Here is an 18268-nt window from a genome sequence, read left to right on the forward strand (position 1 = left end):
TCCTGCTTGTATTGGCACCAACCGTATTAGTATTATGCACGACCGTTCAAGTAATCGTTTGTAGTAAAAACTATGCATAAGAAAATCAGTTGGGCCTTAGCCCTGTTGCTGGCTGGGTGTCAAATGACTCAGCCAGATTCAAGCAGTACCACAACAGAGCCGACCAACTCTCCTTCAGAAACAGCAAAAACTACAACCACCAAACCTGCTTCTGTTGAGCCTGCTGTCGCGGAACCTAAAACCCTTACCCCACAGCAGCAAGAAGATGTGTGGAAGCGCATTGCGATGCAGCTGAAAATGCCAACGCCAGATCACGCTAAAGTCGATTACTATCGCCAATGGTATATCAAGCACCCAAGTCACCTAAAAACGGTTTCACAACGCGCTCAGCCATTCCTTTATTTAATTACCGAGGAAATTGAAAAGCGTGGGCTACCTTTAGAGTTAGCACTGCTACCTGTCGTTGAGAGTTCATTTGATGCCTTTGCGTATTCACATGGTAGTGCTGCAGGCTTATGGCAATTCGTCCCCGCAACAGGCAAAGCATTCGGACTAGAGCAAACCTATTGGTATGACGGACGAAGAGACGTCACCGCCTCGACAACCGCAGCATTAGACTTCCTAACGCAACTTAATAAACGTTTTGATGGCAACTGGCATCATGCTATCGCGGCTTATAATAGCGGTGGTGGACGTGTAAACAGCGCCATTCGTAAAAACAAAAAACTCAACAAGCCTATTGATTTTTTCTCACTCGATCTCCCTAAAGAGACCAGCAGCTATGTACCAAAATTACTTGCGCTAGCTGACGTACTCGCCAATCAAGAAAAGTACGGCCTCAACATCCCTGCGATCCCAAACCAACCAGCATTACAGTTGATCGATCCAGAAGAGCAGCTCGATTTAGCCATCGCGGCAAAATATGCTGGTATTTCAGTTAAAGAACTGCAAGGTTACAACCCTGCCTACAATCAATGGGCGACCGCCCCATCAGGGCCACAATCGTTACTTCTGCCAATCGCAAGTGTTGAGCAATTCCAAGAAGAACTAGAGAAGAACCGCGGAAAAGGAATGCGCCTAGTGCGCTATAAGGTTCAATCGGGGGATTCGTTAAGCGTGATTGCACAGAAACATCAAACCACGACCCAAGTCATTCAAAAAGCCAACGGACTAAGAAATAACAACATTCGCGCTGGCCAGTATTTACTGGTCCCGACTTCAACGAAAAATGATGACATCTACGCTTTAAGTGCCTCTAACCGCCTAGCAAAGACACAGTCAACATCTCGCGGTAATTACAAAATCACTCATAAAGTCGCCAGTGGTGACAGTTTATGGTCGATTGCAAAAGCCAACAAAGTGTCTCATCAATCGTTAGCGAAATGGAACGGTATGGGCCCAAGAGATACCCTTCGTATTGGACAAGAGATTGTCATTTGGAAAGACCAGTCAAATGGTGCCATCATTCGAACGGTATTTTATTCGGTGAGAAGTGGCGATACCGTCAGTGGCATTGCGCATAAGTTTAATGTTCGCACTAATGACGTCGTCAAATGGAACGGTCTTGAGAAACAGCGATACTTAAAGCCTGGCCAAAAACTCAAGCTTTATGTTGATGTCACTAAAACTAGTGCTTAATCGCTTAGCCTGACTAAAATAAGTCATCGCTATTACGAAATAAAAATCAAAAAAACGGCCTATCACGGCCGTTTTTTTATGCTCTCTTCACAATGCATCAATCAAGGCGAAACTCAGCCATCATTGGATTATGATCCGATGCTGTGGATGGCGGTGAAGACGAAGACAATAACGTCATTCCACGATAAAAAATATGATCTAGAGGCAAACCAGTAATAAAGCGCTTTCGATTATCATCTTTAAACGTCACTTCTTTAATGTGGTACTTTTTAAGCACACTACGTAAAACCTCAAGACGTTCCTCGCTCCAGCTATTAAAGTCCCCCGCAATCAACAGAGCACCTTTATGGCTAATTAGCACCTGTTTAAACGACTCTAACTGCGCCTGATATTCCTCTGTCCCGACCGTAAAGTTAACAGAGTGAAGATTCACGGTAATGAGTTTTGTCCCATTACTTAATGCGTACTCTGCATATAAACCCGATTTAGGTAACCGCAGCCATGGTTCAACTTGCAAATTTGCACACGCAATAGACGGCATGTGAGTACTAAGATTAAGCACGCCTGCAGATACATCAAAAGCCTTAAAAGCGCTTGCTTGCTGGCTACTCCAACTTGATTCCTTTAGCCATTGCAAAAAAGACGCGTCGAGATTGGCCTCTTGCAACAATGCAAGCTGCTTACCCTTAGACAGACGTTCCAGCTCAGGCAATAAGTTTTCACGGTTCTGCTTATAGATGTTCCAAACTAATATATTCAACCTACCAGCATCATCGATAGCTTGCGCACTATCGCTTTGATGACATTTAAGCTCTGTGGCGACGTTACCGCTATGAATGGACGTCACTTCAGGGGTAGCTCGCGTAGTAAAAATCAGTTGGAAACTGCCGAACATCATTAGGGTGACAACAAAGACTCCCCATATCAGCCACTTCACTTTCATTCGTTACTACCTCCCAATAAAAAAAGGAGTAGATAACTACTCCTTTTTACAGTGTATCCGAATTGGATTAAATTGCGTCTTCATCTTCCTCGCCAGTACGAATACGTACTACACGATCGATATCGGTAATAAAGATTTTACCATCACCAATTTTGCCAGTCTGAGCGGTTTCGATAATAGTATCAACACACTGGTCCGCAACATCGCTAGAGACGACAATCTCTAGCTTCACTTTAGGAAGGAAGTCCACCATGTACTCCGCACCGCGGTAAAGCTCAGTGTGTCCTTTCTGACGCCCAAACCCTTTGACTTCAGATACTGTCATACCTGTGATACCCACTTCTGCTAGCGCTTCACGCACGTCATCTAGCTTAAAAGGTTTGATAATCGCTTCAATCTTTTTCATGTTCTTCCCTTACATCACTTTTATATCGATATTATCTGGCAGCCAGTAAAAACAATCAATCAAAACAAAAAGCCCGAAGGACAGCTTCGGGCTCTAGATTAGAATTTTTTGTAATAATTACTTCAAGCTTGCATAGTAAGCGGCAACATTGGCGATATCTTCATCGCTAAGCATAGAAGCCTGAGCCTGCATCACTGCCGCTAAGCCACCATTACGATCTTTGTTTTTGTAAGCCTTAATGGATGACACTAAATATTGTTCGTTCTGACCTTTAAGGTGTGGGTAACCCGGTATCACAGCCATGCCATCGGCTCCGTGACAAGCGGCGCAAATCGCTGCTTTTGCCTTACCTGCTTGTACGTCAGCCGCGACTGCGGTTCCACTCAATACACTGACAGCGAGTGCTGCACCTATCACGAATTTATTCATTGCATTACCTTTTTGCTATTTCCATATATACCAGATAACAAGTTATCGAAGACGCCTTCCCGTATCTGGCGATTTATTATGCTTACGATTGTGACATGAAATTGGTTCACTTGTCCCAAATTAGTTCACAGTCTGAGCCATAAAAAGCTTTATCGACAAATAAGTTAGCCACCGCTACTACTTTCTCATTAACCATTAAGATAGGCAAACGACGACGCTGCCAACTTGGTATTCTGTACTCTTGATATAGTTTTTTCATTTTCCGTGAACCGCTGCGCCCCTGAGGATGAGCACAGAGGCCTTCCGGATTAAACGTGACCGTGACGGGCGCCGTTAGCGCTGAGCGATTTAATGTCATCGTTGCCGGTTGAGTAGCACTGATAACACGCAGCATTCCCAAATCATCGGGTAAAGGTAACTTGCTCGATAAGTCCCAACATTGCGAACTCCCCGACACATCTTGACTATGAGTAACCCAATATAATTGCCCATCAAAGCGCCTTATAGAGCCTGAGGTTAACTTCAACTCTGGATTCGCATCATCTTGGGCGCAGGCCACTTCTTGCCAAAGTACCTGTAACTGCCGCTCACTAGGAAGCGCGACTGACAACAACTCCAGCCATAGCCTCAACAGATAATCACGCTTCACAGCGGACAAGGGCGTCAATGCTGATATGGATAGTCCACCCAACGCGCCAAGCATCGCGTCCAGCTCTGGGCGCAGCATTTCATGAAGTAACGTTTCTTGCTGTGCACATAAACGAGCACTTCGATGTACAGCATGAGCAAAACTCGGCCAACGATGATTAAGAATAGGCAGCACTTGATGACGAAGAAAGTTACGATCGAAACGCGTATCCTCATTGCTCTCATCCACGACCCATTCAAGCTTTTCTTGCTGAGCAAAAGAGGCAATAGCCGATTGAGAAGTTGTCAAAAGAGGGCGAACAAGACGCCCTTTTCCCCAAGCCATATCCTCTGCCATTGAGGATAACCCCTTCGGTCCGCTCCCACGTTTTAGCGCCAGTAAAAACGTCTCGGCTTGATCATCTAAATGCTGCCCTGTTAATAAAACATCATCCGCTTCAACATATTGTCCTAACGCGTGATATCGAGCGTCGCGCGCAGCCTTTTCCACACTTTCTCTATCACTAAGACTAAGCTGCACTCTCTCTGCCGCAAACGTAATTCCCTCTTCAGAAGCCCAACGCTGACAGTCCGCTAGCCATCGCTCAGCGTTATCACTCAGCCCATGGTGAATGTGAACCGCAAGACATTGTCGGGTCGGGTGTTGCTTGGCATAAATAGCAAGCAATCGCAATAATACGCGCGAGTCCATACCACCACTCAACGCGAGAATAATCTTAGAGCTATCGATTAATGACGCAGATAAAGCGTTTGAAAATTGCTGATAAAGTGCCATTGCTGATCCTAAAAACAAATAAAGCGAGCCTATGCTCGCTTTATTATACTAATGAGATGGACTTAACAGTAGCCGTAGCTCATTAAACGCTTATAACGACGGTCAAGCAACGAGTCATGATCCAGCTGCTCCAAATCTTCAAGTTGACGTAATAGCGTTGCCTTGAGGTTCTCTGCCATCTTAATTGGATCACGATGTGCGCCACCCAGTGGCTCTTCGATGATATCATCAATAAGCTCAAGCTCTTTTAGTCGAGGGGCAACTAAACCCATCGCTTCAGCCGCTTGTGGGGCTTTGTCTGAATCACGCCATAAAATAGACGCACAACCTTCTGGTGAGATTACCGAGTACGTTGAGTACTGAAGCATATTCACGTAATCACCCACACCAATGGCTAATGCGCCGCCAGAACCACCTTCACCAACAACCGTACAAATGACTGGCACTGTCAGACCAGACATCACTTTCAGGTTTTTTGCGATCGCTTCAGATTGGCCACGCTCTTCCGCGCCAACACCAGGGTAAGCGCCAGCGGTATCAATAAAAGTAATGATCGGCATTTGGAAGCGCTCAGCCATTTCCATTAAGCGCAATGCTTTACGGTAACCTTCTGGCTTTGGCATACCAAAGTTACGCTTCACTTTTTCTTTCGTTTCACGACCCTTTTGATGACCAATAATCATCACTGGACGACCGTCTAGTCGCGCCATACCACCAACGATAGCTTTATCGTCAGCAAAAGCACGGTCACCCGCTAGCTCGTCAAACTCTGTAAACGCGTGTTCGATGTAATCCAGCGTGTAAGGGCGCTGAGGGTGGCGAGCCAATTGTGCAACTTGCCATGCACCTAAATCACTAAAGATCTTCTTTTTAAGCTCTAGGCTTTTCTTTTCTAGTTGTTCAATTTCTTTGTCTAAATCAATCGCGCTATCACCACCATGGCGAGATACATCGCGCAAGGCTTCGATTTTAGCTTCTAGTTCTGCAATTGGCTTTTCAAATTCAAGAAAGTTCAAGCTCATCAATGAATCCTTTTCGATTCAGTCCTCGGATAGTGTGAGGACCCAATTAGTTAAATTCGAGTTCTACCTGGTCTTGACCAAGTAACTGCTGTAATTCTTCTAACAACGTGTCGTTTGGCGTGACACGCCATTCTGTTCCCAGTGTTAGTTTTGCTCGCGCATCTTCACGCTGGTAATAAATATTAACCGGTACTGTTCCAGCTTTATGTGGCGCTAGAATATCAGTAAAGCGTTGGTAAAAACGCTCATCAATTTGTTTTTCTAGCAACGAAATTGATAATCCACGAGTAAATTTCTCGCGTGCGCTTCCCAAGTCTAAAACTTCGCGGGCGGACATTTTAAGCCCACCATTGAAGTCATCAAAGCTGACCTGTCCAGAAACGACCACTATTTTGTCTTTTTCGAGCAATTCAGCATATTTATCTAGCGCATCTGAGAACAACATCACTTCCATACGTCCAGAACGGTCGTCCAATGTCATCAAGCCAATACGATTACCACGCTTTGTTGTCATCACTCTCGCAGCAATCACTAAGCCGGAAAGTGTTAACGACTGATCTCGTCGTGTTGGCGTCGCTTCATTTAGTCGACAACTGGTGTATTTATTCAGTTCCCTTAAATACGCATTAATGGGATGGCCGGTCAAATAAAGACCGAGTGTTTCTCGTTCTCCCTCTAACCACACTTTTTCAGGCCATGCTGGTACCTGAACGTATTTATGCTCAACGTCTTCTGGTGCTTCGGTCAATACCCCAAACATATCCGACTGGCCGAATGCTTCAGCCTGATGATGTTGGCTGGCGGCCTTCACTGCATCGTTAAGTGATGCCATCAACGCTGCTCGGTGTGGACCTAATCGGTCTAGTGCGCCCGCCATAATCAGTTTTTCTATAACACGCTTGTTGACTTTTTTAAGGTCAAGACGTGCACAAAAGTCGAATAAGTCTCGGAAATGTCCACCTTTATTTCGTGCATCAATAATGGCTTCAATTGGACCTTCACCCACCCCTTTGATAGCGCCGATACCATAAACGATAGCACCATCATCATCGACATTAAAGCGATACAGCCCTGAGTTGATATCTGGTGGCAACAACTTAAGCTTCATGCGTAGACACTCGTCCACCAGTCCAATCACTTTTTCTGTGTTGTCCATATCCGCCGTCATTACCGCAGCCATGAACTCGGCAGGATAATGGGTTTTAAGCCATAGCGTCTGATAAGACACCAGCGCATAAGCGGCGGAGTGAGATTTATTAAAGCCATAGCCTGCAAACTTCTCAACCAGATCGAAGATCTTCATCGAGAGCTCACCATCCACGCCATTCGCCACCGCACCTTCTTCAAAGATAGTACGTTGCTTTGCCATCTCTTCTGGCTTTTTCTTACCCATCGCACGACGAAGCATATCGGCGCCGCCTAGCGTATAACCGGCTAAAATTTGGGCAATTTGCATCACTTGTTCTTGATACAAGATAATGCCGTACGTCGGCTCTAACGTCTCTTTTAGTGACTCATGTTGCCATTTTTCATCTGGGTATGAGACGGCTTCGCGACCATGTTTACGGTCGATAAAGTTATCTACCATGCCTGATTGCAATGGACCTGGACGGAAAAGCGCCACCAAAGCGATAATATCTTCGAAACAGTCTGGTTGAAGACGTTTGATCAAGTCTTTCATACCACGTGATTCCAATTGGAACACGGCCGTTGTTTCAGAGTTTTGCAGTAGTCTAAACGATGCGGGGTCTTCTAAAGGGATCGACTCAATACGAACCGGGTCTTTGCCTTCTTTTTCCAAACGCGGATTAATCAACCCCAGCGCCCAGTCAATGATGGTCAATGTTCTTAAACCTAAGAAATCGAACTTAACCAAGCCTGCGGTTTCAACGTCATTCTTATCAAACTGAGTGACGGGGAAGTTACCTTCTGCATCTGCATAAATTGGGGCAAAATCCGTGATCGTGGTAGGCGAAATAACAACCCCACCCGCGTGCTTACCCGCATTACGCGTACAACCTTCCAGAATTCGACACATATCAATCAAATCGCGGACTTCTTCATCGCCATCATATAACTGAGGCAATGCAGGTTCAGCCTTGAAGGCTTTTTCCAGCGTCATCCCCGGATCTGGTGGGATCAATTTTGATATCCGATCCACAAAGCCAAAGGGGTGTCCTAAGACACGACCAACATCTCGAATAACCGCTTTAGCGGCCATGGTACCGAAAGTGATGATTTGAGATACCGCATCACGCCCATACATTTCAGCTACATGGTCGATAACCTGATCACGCTTGTCCATGCAGAAATCGATATCGAAATCGGGCATGGAGACACGTTCTGGATTCAAAAAACGTTCGAACAGTAAGTCATATTCCAACGGATCTAAGTCAGTGATCTTTAGCGCATAGGCAACAAGTGAACCCGCACCAGAGCCTCGTCCTGGCCCAACAGGGATATCATTGTCCTTGGACCACTGAATAAACTCCATTACGATCAAGAAATAACCAGGAAAGCCCATTTCATTGACTACATCGAGCTCTATTTGTAAGCGTTCATCATATTCTGGACGACGCTTAGTCCGCTCTTCTTCATCTGGAAATAAAAACTCAAGTCGCTCTTCTAAGCCTTCTTGTGATTTTTTCACTAAGAAGTCCGTTTCCAGCATCCCTTCCGTCGGGAACGCAGGCAGGAAATACTCATCTAAGCGAACCGTTACGTTACAGCGCTTCGCGATTTCAACTGAGTTCTGCAGCGCTTCAGGGATATCAGCAAATAACTCACACATTTCTTCTTCAGAACGAAGGTACTGCTGTGCGCTATAACGCTTTGGTCGTTTAGGATCATCAATCGTGTAACCATCATGAATCGCGACGCGAATTTCATGGGCATCAAACAGTTCAGGTTCGACAAAAACGACTTCATTCGTGGCAACAACAGGTAAACCTCGCGCTTCGGCAATTTCAATTGCAAAGTGCAAGTAGCTCTCTTCGTCAGGACGACCCGTACGCAGTAACTCGAGGTAAAATCGGTCGGTAAAATGGGTTTCGTAAAACTCCAGACATTGATTCGCTAACGCTCGGTTGCCTTTTAATAATGCCCTACCGACTTCGCCATTCTTGCCTCCAGAAAGTACGATTAAACCTTCTGATAGCTCAGGGAGCCATGCTTTATCAATCACTGGCTGGTGCTGGACATGGCCGCGAAGATAAGCTTTGGAAATGAGCAATGTCAGGTTGTTGTAGCCGGTATTATTGATAGCAAGAACCGTAATACTCGTCAGTTCATCGCCAAACTCATCGGACTGCATTGCAAAATCAGCACCAATGATGGGCTTAATTCCGCAGCCATGTGCATTGCTGTAAAACTTCACTAAGCCACACAAGTTAGTAAAATCGGTAAGCGCCATAGCTGGCATATTCATCTCAGCAACTTTCTTGACGAGTGGCGGCACTTTCGATAGGCCATCCACCATAGAAAAGTCACTATGTACACGCAGGTGTATAAACTTGGGATCTGACATACTAAATCCTAATTGTCACGATAGTGTGATTCATGGTCATCATTACTTATTCGATACCCAACGCGCGTTTAACCGGCTTAAAACTTTTGCGGTGCTCGTCAATAACACCATGTTGCTCAATCGCATCAAAATGTGCTTTTGTCGGATAACCTTTGTGTTTAGCAAAACCAAATTGAGGGTGACGTTTATCCAACTCGTCCATTTCCGCATCCCGTACCACTTTAGCAATAATGGATGCCGCGCTAATTTCCGAGACGCGCAAGTCCCCTTTTACCACGGCTTGTGAGTCCATCGTTAAACTCGGAGTGCGATTGCCGTCAATCAACACAAGATCAGGACTGACTTGAAGCCCAGCAACCGCTCGTTGCATCGCGACCATCGTTGCTTGAAGAATATTCAATTCATCAATCTCTTCTGGCGAGCAACGCCCTACTGCCCATGCTAACGCTTTTTCTTTAATTTCTGGGTAGAGCGCTAACCGTTTTTTTTCCGACAGCTTTTTGGAGTCAGCCAGACCCGATATCGGGTTATTTGGATCTAAAATGACCGCGGCAGTCACGACGTCCCCAACTAGTGGTCCACGCCCAACCTCATCCACCCCTGCAATCATGCTATAACCATGCGGATATTCAAAAGGCGGATACTCTACAGGCGTTTTCTTGGTCATGTTCTTCACTTATTAATTAGTTTTAATACGGCTTGAGCGGCTTGCTCATCGGCGTTTTTCCGGATCCAATGATGCATTTCGGTGAACTTGTCTAGCACCGCGGTGTTATCTTGGTTTAATAATACGGTTAACGCATTATACAGATTTTCGACCGTACACGCGTCCATCAAGCATTCTTCTACGATCCCATCATCGGCTAAAATGTTAGGCAATGACACGTATTTGGTTTTCACTAAGCGCTTGGCTAAAAATGTGGTGATCGCATTCATTTTGTAACCAACAACCATCGGCCTTTTTATCAACATACACTCTAGTGCTACGGTTCCCGATGCGAGCAATACGACATCAGCAGCGGTGATGACGTTTCTCGCGGTATCTTGAACTATGTGAAAATCTAACTCTGGGGCGAAGGTTTTCCAAGCTTCAACAAACTGCTGTCGGCGCTTGTCATTGACAGCTGCAACCACGAAGCCTAAGTTAGGGTTATCAGCGTGCAGTCGTTGACAAGTTTCGATAAACGGCTGAGATAACATCTTAAGTTCATTATTTCGGCTTCCTGGTAACACTGCGAGCCAAGTTTTATCTTGCTCAAGACCTAAGAGTGCGCGAGCGGAGTGCTGATCTGACTGCAAAGGAATAGCATCGGCTAATGTGTGTCCAACGAATTCGCAAGGCACATTGTGCTGATCATAGAATGCCTTTTCAAATGGCAAAAAAGCCAACACAAGGTTAGTGGCTTCACCAATTTTGATAATACGTTTTTGTCGCCAGGCCCAAACAGACGGGCTGACATAATGTACTGTCGGTGTGCCCGCTTTTTTAAGGTCTAATTCTAGCCTTAAGTTAAAATCCGGGGCATCAATACCAACAAAGACATCAACAGGATTTTCAGAGAAGTAACGAACAAGCTCCGCCTTAACATGCAATAAACGTCTTAGGCGACCCAATACCTCAACCAGGCCCATGACTGCAAGTTCTTCCATATCAAATAGAGACTCACAACCTTGCGCAATCATTTTAGGGCCACCAATGCCGACAAATTCTGCATCAGGGTAGCGTTGTTTGATTGATGTGATGAAACCTTCACCTAACGTGTCGCCAGATAACTCACCGGCGACAATGCCAATTCGAAGTGGTCTTGCCATGCTTTTTCCCTTTGTTGACGTCATTCTTGTCCAAGTAAGGTTATATCGAATCTAAAAGACAAAAAGACCGCTAAGTATCACACCAGCGATCTTTTGTTCTCGTCATTTGCAGACGATACATGTCTGTCCGTATTTAGCGGATAATGCCGCGCTCTGAATTTTCGAAACTGTCGATCAGACGGCGTACAGCTGGAAACTCTACCGCCATTTCTTCTAAAACAGGCTTCACTTCAGCCAAAGTTTTGCCAGAGCGGTATATTTCTTTATACGCTTTTTGTAGTGCTCTTAGTTCCGGCTTTTCAAAACCGTTACGCTTCAAACCAACTAAATTGAGACCGAATGGCGTTGCATGATTACCTTGTGCAAGTACATACGCAGGGACATCTTGAACAACGGCTGAACATCCGCCAACGTAAGCATAAGCACCGACGGTGCAAAATGGATGAATCGCAGACAGAGCCATCACACCAGCATAATCACCGACTGTCACATGCCCACCCAAAATAGCATTGTTACCAATGTGAGTATGATTTCCAACAATCACGTCATGGGCAATATGCGCGTTAACACACAACAAGTTATCATTACCTACGACAGTTTGTGTCTTATCTTGAGTGGTGCCTCGATGAATCTGAGCACTTTCACGGATAACGTTACGATCGCCAATAATAACTCTTGTGTCTTCACCACCATATTTTTTATCTTGGTTTTCTTCACCAATGATAGCTTGGGGGAAGATACGGTTATCGCAACCAATCGTCGTGTTCCCTTTAATGACAACATGCGACATGATTTCGTTATTTTCACCAATCGACACATCACCTGAAATGTAAGTAAATGGGCCAACGCTGCTGTTCGCACCAATAGACACATTACCTTCAATCACGGCACTTGGATGAATTTTCGCGGTTTCATGAATCATACTAGAACTCTCGACGGGCACATTTCAATTCAGCAGAACAAACCACTTCGCCATCTACTTTCGCAACGCCATTAAAGGCTGCAATGCCACGGCGTTCTTTCAGAAATTCGACTTCGATAACCAATTGGTCACCGGGTGTTACTGGCTTACGAAACTTCGCTTTATCAACACTAGCAAAGTAGTAGAGCTCGTTACCTTGAGGGGCGCCAAAAGATTTAAACGCCAATAGCCCAGTTGCTTGAGCCATCGCTTCAAGAATCAATACACCAGGAAACACTGGCATTTGAGGGAAGTGGCCGGTGAACTGAGGCTCGTTAACTGATACGTTTTTGATCGCCTTTAAGTATTTTGCTTCTTCGTAGTCGGTAACACGGTCAACCAACAGAAAAGGATAACGGTGAGGTAATAGTTCCTGAATTTCAGTGATGGTCATTGTTTTAGTATCAGTACTCAAAGCTATATTCCTATTTCAATTCTTATATCTTACTACAGGCATTATATACCCAAATCCACTCAAGTGGCAGTGAGGGCAGCTAAGATGTAGATAAGCAGACAAACAATAAAAAGACCCGCCTATTGCGAGCCTTTTTGAAAAAGATAAAAGTGTTAATCTTGTTTATCAATTAACTGTTTTTCAGCGGCTTTTAGTCGCTTATTCATATCATCGATTCGATGGACTCGAGCCGCTGTTTTACGCCACTCTTTATTGGTTTGCAATGGGATACCAGAAGAATAAATACCCTTCTCTGTGATGCTTCGCATCACCATCCCCATACCGGTGACAATCACTCCGTCGGCAATTTGAATATGGCCGTTAATGACACTGCCACCACCAACTTGGCAGTACTTGCCTATAGAAGTGCTGCCAGCAATGATTGTACCACCAGCAAGAGCCGTACCATATCCGATGTGCACGTTGTGAGCGATTTGTAACTGGTTGTCGATAATAACATTATCTTCAATTACCGTATCATCGAGCGCACCACGATCTATCGTTGTACACGCTCCGATTTCAACTCGGTTGCCTATGCGAACAGTGCCAACTTGTGGAATTTTCACCCACTCGCCTTTCTCGTTTGCATAACCAAAACCGTCGGAGCCAATCACCGTGTTTGCTTGGACTAAACAGTGCTCACCTAACTCAACACGATGATAAATGCTGACATTTGACCATAATTGAGTATGAGCACCTAACTTGGCACCCTTACCTATAAAGCAACCCGCGCCAACGCTAACGTTGTCCGCCAGCTCTGCCCCGGCTTCAATCACAGCATTAGCACCAACAGAAACATTCGCTCCCAATTTAGCCTCAGAAGAAATAACCGCAGTCGCGGCAATACCTTCAGCTGCTTTTGGCGTTGAATCCAAGGCTTGGGCCACTTTTGCGTAAGCCACATAAGGATCGGCAACCACTAGAGCGTTGGTATGACAATGCTCTAGTTCAGCGGCTTTAACCATGACGGCAGAAGCGTGACTCTCCGCTAAATGCTTTGCATATTTTGCATTTGTCAGGAAAGTAATCTCACCTTTACCAGCACTATCCATTGGCGCAACCGCATGGATACGAGTGTCCCCGTCGCCATGTAATTGGCCATTAGTGATTTCAGCAAGTTGAGCTAAAGTCATTTCTGTCATCGTTGTCCTACCGCTTTGTTAATCTATTGCTTTTGATCAATTACTTAAGTGAATCAATAACGTTTTGAGAGATATTGAACTCTTCTTTCGCGTAACCTACCGCTTGAATGTCAATGATCATGTCGTAGCCTTGCTTCTCTGCGACTTTCTCTACTGCCTCTTGGATCACTTTAAATAGCTTTTGCTTTTCTTCCGCTTCACGACGTTGGCTCGCTTTTTCTAGAGCCTGGCCTTTGATTTTGTACTTACTATCAAGTTGACCGATCTCGATACGAAGTTTTTCTACTTCTTCTGTACCTAATAGCTCACCATCACGTTGTAGCTTTTCCATTTTCTTAGCCGCATCAGCTTGAATAGCTTGCAATTCCGCCGCTTTATCTTTGAATTCACTTTGAAGCTTCTGAAGAACAGCCTCACGTTGTGGTAAAGCTTGGAACACCTGAAGCGTATTCACATAACCAATTTTTTGTGCCGCTTCCGCTGCATTAGCAAAAAGTGAAGACGTTAGGATTACCAGGCCAAGACCAGCCGCTTTCATCATGTTTTTCAAGGTCAATTCCTCTATTTATATGCAATATTTTATCGCCTATCAACCAGGCTCTAAAGTTTAAATTCTGCGCTCTAATACTAGAACGTATTACCAATCGTAAATGTGAAGGCTTCTGTTTTATCACCTTCAAACTTCTTAACTGGCGTTGCTAGTGAAAATACCAATGGTCCCATTGGAGACATCCATTGAACCGCTACGCCGACAGATGCTCGATAATTCGATGGATCCGAGTAATCGTAATAGTATTTCTGCCCTGACATGTTAGGGTCCGGTGACAAATACGTAAACTCTGTATCCCACAAGCTAGCGGCATCAAAGAACACACTGGTGCGAATTTGGTTGCGAAACTCGTCAGACGCGAACGGTGTCGGTACGATAAGTTCTACACTCGCCAATGCAACCGCATTACCACCAACCGACTGCTCAGTTGCGGAGTAACATGGGTTGTTACCGCCTGCGTTACTTGAACAGCCGTTAGGATCATCATAAACGGCTTTCGGGCCTACCGAGTTTTGTCTAAAGCCACGCAACGTAGAGAAACCACCTACATAAAAGTTCTCGTAGAATGGCAACAAGTTGTCATTGCCATTGGTTTGCCCATAACCATTACCGTAACCCAGTCGACCTTTTAACAATAACGTAAAATTGTGACTTTGTGTTATCGGAAAATACTGCCTAACGTCATATTGCGTCTTGAAGTATTGAACATCCGAGCCAGGTACCGTCACTTTACCATAGAGTTTTTGATGGTTACCCGCCGTTGGGAAACGACCGCGGTTCAAATTATTTCGAGTCCAAGCAGCTGTCATGTGGAAATCATCGGTAATAAGGTTACCTTCCGCATCACGGTTCTTTTCTTGGGCTTGCAAGAATTTTTCAATCTGTACGTATTCTTTGATGTTGCCAAGGCGACTGTGGGTATAGCCTCCACCAAATTCCAGATAATTTAATTCGTCAACAGGGAAGCCCCAAGTCAGCGTTCCGCCGTAGCTTTGGTCGGTATAGTCAATAATACCCGCTTTCGACGCTTCAAATTCGTTGTAGAAAATCTGCCCACCTAAGCTGACACCATCCAAGTTCCAGTATGGGTCTCGGTAGTCTAGGGTAATGTTCTTTTGGTATTTGTTGGTCATTGCGCTGATACCAACACGGTCACCACTACCAGCAAAGTTATCTTGCTGTAGACCAACCTGGAAACTGATCCCTGATTCCGTACCATAGCCGACACCAAAGTTGACACTGCCAGAGTTTGCCTCTTTGACGTCATAAACTAAATCGACTTGGTCTTCAGAGCCTGGCACTCGAACCGTTTGTACATCTACGGTTTCAAAGAAGCCAAGACGGTTTAATCGGTCTTTACCTACATCGATAGATTTTGAGTTCAACCAACTGGCTTCCATTTGACGCATTTCACGACGTAACACTTCATCTTTCGTTGAGTTGTTACCAGTGAAACGAATGTCACGCACGTAGATACGATTACCGGACTCGACATTAATTACCAAGGAAACTTGGTTATTCTCATCGTCAAACTCAGGAATAGTACGTACTTGTGGGTAAGCATAACCTGATTCACCCAGTACTCGCTTAATGCTTTCTTCTAGCGCAGTGACACTTGAGCCATTGTAGGTATCGCCGTCTTTAAACGGAACCATCCCTTGGAACTCAGCTTCTTTACCAATGAGTTGTCCGCGGAATTTCACCCCTTCGACTTGGTAAGGTGCGCCCTCATCAATGCCTAACGTAATGTAGACACCTTTTTTATCCGGAGAGATAGAGACTTGTGTGGTATCGACTTTAAACTTCAAGTAACCACGATCAAGGTAGTATGATTTCAATGCTTCAATATCACCAGCCAATACTTGCTTCTGGTATTTATCGTCGGCAAGGAAATTCCACCATGCAACATCTACATTCAAATTAAAGCGAGAACGCAACTCATCATCGGTAAAGACTTGGTTGCCGATGAAGTTAATCTGCTTAATTTTCGCAGATACACCCTCGGTAAAGACAAATTTCAAATCCGAACGATTACGTGGCAATGGCGTCACAACCGCCTGCACTTTAGCGTTGTATTTACCCACGCTGTAGTAAAAGTCTTCTAACCCTTTTTCTATATTGCTCAGCGTCGTACGATCGAGTGCTTCACCAACAATAACACCAGACGCGTCCAAGTTTTGCTGTAGCTGCTCTTCCTTGATAGCATCATTTCCTGAGAATGAAATGCTGGCAATTGTCGGGCGCTCTGTCACCTGAACAACAAGCGCATCTTGATCTCGCAATACCTTGATATCTTCAAAGTTGCCAGACTTGTAGAGCGCGTTAATAATTTCTGAGATATCCTTCCCATCAACGGTGTCACCAATTCGCACCGGCATTTTCAATAGCGCAGCACCCAGTGCTACCCTTTGCAAGCCTTCAATACGAATGTCCTGTACAACAAAATCCTCAGCTCCATTCGCCGACACACTGGTCGCTAGTAGAGACGCGAATAGAATATGCTTAATCGCCATACCTGCTCTAATTAATCCTTTGCTAATACTGCTGCCTAAATTCTGATATCAGAGGCGTGTAAAATCGTTAAAAATTGCGATCAACATGAGTGAAAAAATAATCGCCCCACCCACTCGATAACCCATTTCTTGTATTTTTTCTGGCACCGGTCTACGAATGACCGCTTCGATTGCAAAAAACAGCAAATGACCACCGTCTAGCATCGGTAATGGCACCAGATTTATTATTCCAAGGTTGACACTAATCAGCGCTAAAAAGCCTAAAAAGTATACCAAACCATAATCGGCCGTCGCCCCTGCTCCCTTCGCAATGGAAATAGGGCCACTTAAATTGTTAAGACCCACATCACCCGTAATCAGCTTTTTCAGCATGGAAACGGTGAGTTCTATAATCTGGCCAGTTTTAACAAATGCTCGCCCAACAGATTCAACCGGACCATACTGGAGATCAAAGCGATAGTCTTCGGGCCACGCTTCCATTTCTGGTGCGATACCAGCGAAACCAATTTTCGTCCCATCCTTCAATGTTCTTGAGTTTGGCATCAGTGATAGCGTCATATCGTCGCCGTTTCTATCAACCGTGACATCAACTGGTGTATTAGGGTTCGCTTGAATCGCATTGACGACTTGTTGCCATTGCTGGATAGCTTGTCCGTCAATCGCAATAATTTTGTCGCCAGCTAAAATACCTGCAGCCGCACCAGCGCCATCACTACTCACATTTGCTAATGTCGTCTTGATAGACGGCGAGTACGGTCTAAAACCAAGCGTCCCCATAGCAGACTCTGTTTCTGGGTTAAAGTTCCAACCAGACAGGTCAAATGTTAATTTTTTATCCATTCCTATTTGGTCACTGGATGAAACTGTGACCATCATTTGATTATCTCCAATATGAGATACCAAACCCAAATTCACCGACTCCCAATCCAGTGTTTGCTTACCATCAACAGATTTAATCTGCATTCCGGGTTCGAAACCAGCTTGGGCAGCAATAGAATGCGGAGTCACTTCGCCGATCACAGGCTTTACAGCAGGGACACCAATCAGAAACACTAACCAATAGGCAAACACTGCAAAAATAAAGTTAAATGCAGGTCCTGCACCTACGATAGCGGTTCTTTTCCAAAGAGGCTTTTTATCAAAGGCATACTTGTGATCCGCTTCAGAGACTTCGTCAACGCGGCTATCTAGCATCTTGACATAGCCACCAAGAGGAATCATCGAAATACTGTATTCTGTGCCATCATTTGCCGTTTTTGACCAGATGGATTTACCGAACCCAATCGAGAACTTTTCGACGTAAACGCCACACTTCCTTGCCACCCAAAAATGGCCAAACTCGTGTACAGCGACGAGAACCCCCAAGGCGATCACAAAAGAGGCAAAGTTCCACAGTATGTCTGTCATAGTCAATTATCTCTCATGGCTCATACGCCTTGTGATGATGGT

General features: G+C 45.0%; 15 protein-coding genes. 1 reads left to right on the forward strand and 14 read right to left on the reverse strand.

All coding sequences use genetic code 11. The features are described 5' to 3' along the window. The first annotated feature begins 72 nt into the window (after positions 1–72). Positions 73–1638, forward strand: coding sequence for a lytic transglycosylase (locus L4D74_RS13765; protein ID WP_428752635.1), 1566 nt, complete (start codon positions 73–75; stop codon positions 1636–1638). A 97-nt stretch (positions 1639–1735) separates the two neighbouring features. Here L4D74_RS13765 and L4D74_RS13770 read toward each other — a convergent pair whose 3' ends face one another. The 14 genes from L4D74_RS13770 to rseP all read right to left on the reverse strand — a co-directional run bounded on the left by L4D74_RS13770 (position 1736) and on the right by rseP (position 18226). Further along, entirely contained in the window at positions 1736–2581 is an 846-nt protein-coding gene (locus L4D74_RS13770; protein ID WP_428752637.1) for an endonuclease/exonuclease/phosphatase family protein, read from the reverse strand. A 67-nt stretch (positions 2582–2648) separates the two neighbouring features. Next, positions 2649–2987 carry a nitrogen regulatory protein P-II gene (gene glnB / locus L4D74_RS13775; protein ID WP_250618351.1) on the reverse strand — a complete coding sequence of 113 codons (339 nt, stop codon included), beginning with the start codon at positions 2985–2987 and terminating at the stop codon, positions 2649–2651. A gap of 117 nt (positions 2988–3104) precedes the next feature. Beyond that, positions 3105–3416: a c-type cytochrome gene (locus L4D74_RS13780; protein WP_265674531.1), complete on the reverse strand. Its 312-nt coding sequence runs from the start codon at positions 3414–3416 to the stop codon at positions 3105–3107. A 106-nt stretch (positions 3417–3522) separates the two neighbouring features. After that, complete coding sequence (gene tilS, locus L4D74_RS13785; protein WP_428752639.1) at positions 3523–4839, reverse strand: tRNA lysidine(34) synthetase TilS; 1317 nt, start codon at positions 4837–4839, stop codon at positions 3523–3525. A 62-nt stretch (positions 4840–4901) separates the two neighbouring features. After that, on the reverse strand, positions 4902–5861 hold the full coding sequence (gene accA / locus L4D74_RS13790; protein ID WP_265674529.1) for an acetyl-CoA carboxylase carboxyl transferase subunit alpha: 960 nt from the start codon (positions 5859–5861) through the stop codon (positions 4902–4904). 46 nt (positions 5862–5907) lie between these two features. Beyond that, the gene (gene dnaE / locus L4D74_RS13795; protein WP_265674528.1) at positions 5908–9387 is read right to left on the reverse strand and encodes a DNA polymerase III subunit alpha; all 3480 of its coding nucleotides are present in this window, start codon (positions 9385–9387) and stop codon (positions 5908–5910) included. 46 nt (positions 9388–9433) lie between these two features. Then, positions 9434–10054: a ribonuclease HII gene (rnhB, locus tag L4D74_RS13800; RefSeq protein ID WP_265674527.1), complete on the reverse strand. Its 621-nt coding sequence runs from the start codon at positions 10052–10054 to the stop codon at positions 9434–9436. Between the two features lie 5 nt (positions 10055–10059). Continuing rightward, the gene (gene lpxB / locus L4D74_RS13805; RefSeq protein ID WP_428752641.1) at positions 10060–11199 is read right to left on the reverse strand and encodes a lipid-A-disaccharide synthase; all 1140 of its coding nucleotides are present in this window, start codon (positions 11197–11199) and stop codon (positions 10060–10062) included. 133 nt (positions 11200–11332) lie between these two features. Then, the gene (gene lpxA / locus L4D74_RS13810) at positions 11333–12121 is read right to left on the reverse strand and encodes an acyl-ACP--UDP-N-acetylglucosamine O-acyltransferase (protein ID WP_428752643.1); all 789 of its coding nucleotides are present in this window, start codon (positions 12119–12121) and stop codon (positions 11333–11335) included. Position 12122: 1 nt separating this feature from the next. Next, positions 12123–12554, reverse strand: a complete 432-nt coding sequence (gene fabZ / locus L4D74_RS13815; protein WP_390902915.1) for a 3-hydroxyacyl-ACP dehydratase FabZ — start codon at positions 12552–12554, stop codon at positions 12123–12125. Positions 12555–12727: 173 nt separating this feature from the next. Next, positions 12728–13756, reverse strand: coding sequence for a UDP-3-O-(3-hydroxymyristoyl)glucosamine N-acyltransferase (gene lpxD, locus L4D74_RS13820; protein WP_428752645.1), 1029 nt, complete (start codon positions 13754–13756; stop codon positions 12728–12730). Positions 13757–13796: 40 nt separating this feature from the next. Beyond that, a complete protein-coding gene (locus L4D74_RS13825; RefSeq protein WP_250618387.1) occupies positions 13797–14297 on the reverse strand; it encodes an OmpH family outer membrane protein in 501 nt (166 codons plus the stop codon). Positions 14298–14383: 86 nt separating this feature from the next. Then, positions 14384–16819, reverse strand: a complete 2436-nt coding sequence (gene bamA, locus L4D74_RS13830) for an outer membrane protein assembly factor BamA (RefSeq protein ID WP_428752647.1) — start codon at positions 16817–16819, stop codon at positions 14384–14386. A gap of 48 nt (positions 16820–16867) precedes the next feature. Then, positions 16868–18226, reverse strand: a complete 1359-nt coding sequence (gene rseP / locus L4D74_RS13835) for a sigma E protease regulator RseP (RefSeq protein WP_428752648.1) — start codon at positions 18224–18226, stop codon at positions 16868–16870. Between the last annotated feature and the right edge of the window lie 42 nt (positions 18227–18268).

The organism is Vibrio cionasavignyae (genome assembly GCF_050337155.1).
Classification (GTDB): domain Bacteria; phylum Pseudomonadota; class Gammaproteobacteria; order Enterobacterales; family Vibrionaceae; genus Vibrio; species Vibrio nomapromontoriensis.

Bases quoted from the DNA above. Each gene is read 5' to 3' on its own strand.
- rseP (WP_428752648.1), bottom strand. From the start codon at position 18,226: ATGACAGACATACTGTGGAACTTTGCCTCTTTTGTGATCGCCTTGGGG.
- L4D74_RS13825 (WP_250618387.1), bottom strand. From the start codon at position 14,297: ATGATGAAAGCGGCTGGTCTTGGCCTGGTAATCCTAACGTCTTCACTT.
- L4D74_RS13765 (WP_428752635.1), top strand. From the start codon at position 73: ATGCATAAGAAAATCAGTTGGGCCTTAGCCCTGTTGCTGGCTGGGTGT.
- lpxB (WP_428752641.1), bottom strand. From the start codon at position 11,199: ATGGCAAGACCACTTCGAATTGGCATTGTCGCCGGTGAGTTATCTGGC.
- fabZ (WP_390902915.1), bottom strand. From the start codon at position 12,554: ATGACCATCACTGAAATTCAGGAACTATTACCTCACCGTTATCCTTTT.
- accA (WP_265674529.1), bottom strand. From the start codon at position 5,861: ATGAGCTTGAACTTTCTTGAATTTGAAAAGCCAATTGCAGAACTAGAA.
- L4D74_RS13770 (WP_428752637.1), bottom strand. From the start codon at position 2,581: ATGAAAGTGAAGTGGCTGATATGGGGAGTCTTTGTTGTCACCCTAATG.
- tilS (WP_428752639.1), bottom strand. From the start codon at position 4,839: ATGGCACTTTATCAGCAATTTTCAAACGCTTTATCTGCGTCATTAATC.
- bamA (WP_428752647.1), bottom strand. From the start codon at position 16,819: ATGGCGATTAAGCATATTCTATTCGCGTCTCTACTAGCGACCAGTGTG.
- lpxA (WP_428752643.1), bottom strand. From the start codon at position 12,121: ATGATTCATGAAACCGCGAAAATTCATCCAAGTGCCGTGATTGAAGGT.
- L4D74_RS13780 (WP_265674531.1), bottom strand. From the start codon at position 3,416: ATGAATAAATTCGTGATAGGTGCAGCACTCGCTGTCAGTGTATTGAGT.
- glnB (WP_250618351.1), bottom strand. From the start codon at position 2,987: ATGAAAAAGATTGAAGCGATTATCAAACCTTTTAAGCTAGATGACGTG.
- lpxD (WP_428752645.1), bottom strand. From the start codon at position 13,756: ATGACAGAAATGACTTTAGCTCAACTTGCTGAAATCACTAATGGCCAA.
- dnaE (WP_265674528.1), bottom strand. From the start codon at position 9,387: ATGTCAGATCCCAAGTTTATACACCTGCGTGTACATAGTGACTTTTCT.
- rnhB (WP_265674527.1), bottom strand. From the start codon at position 10,054: ATGACCAAGAAAACGCCTGTAGAGTATCCGCCTTTTGAATATCCGCAT.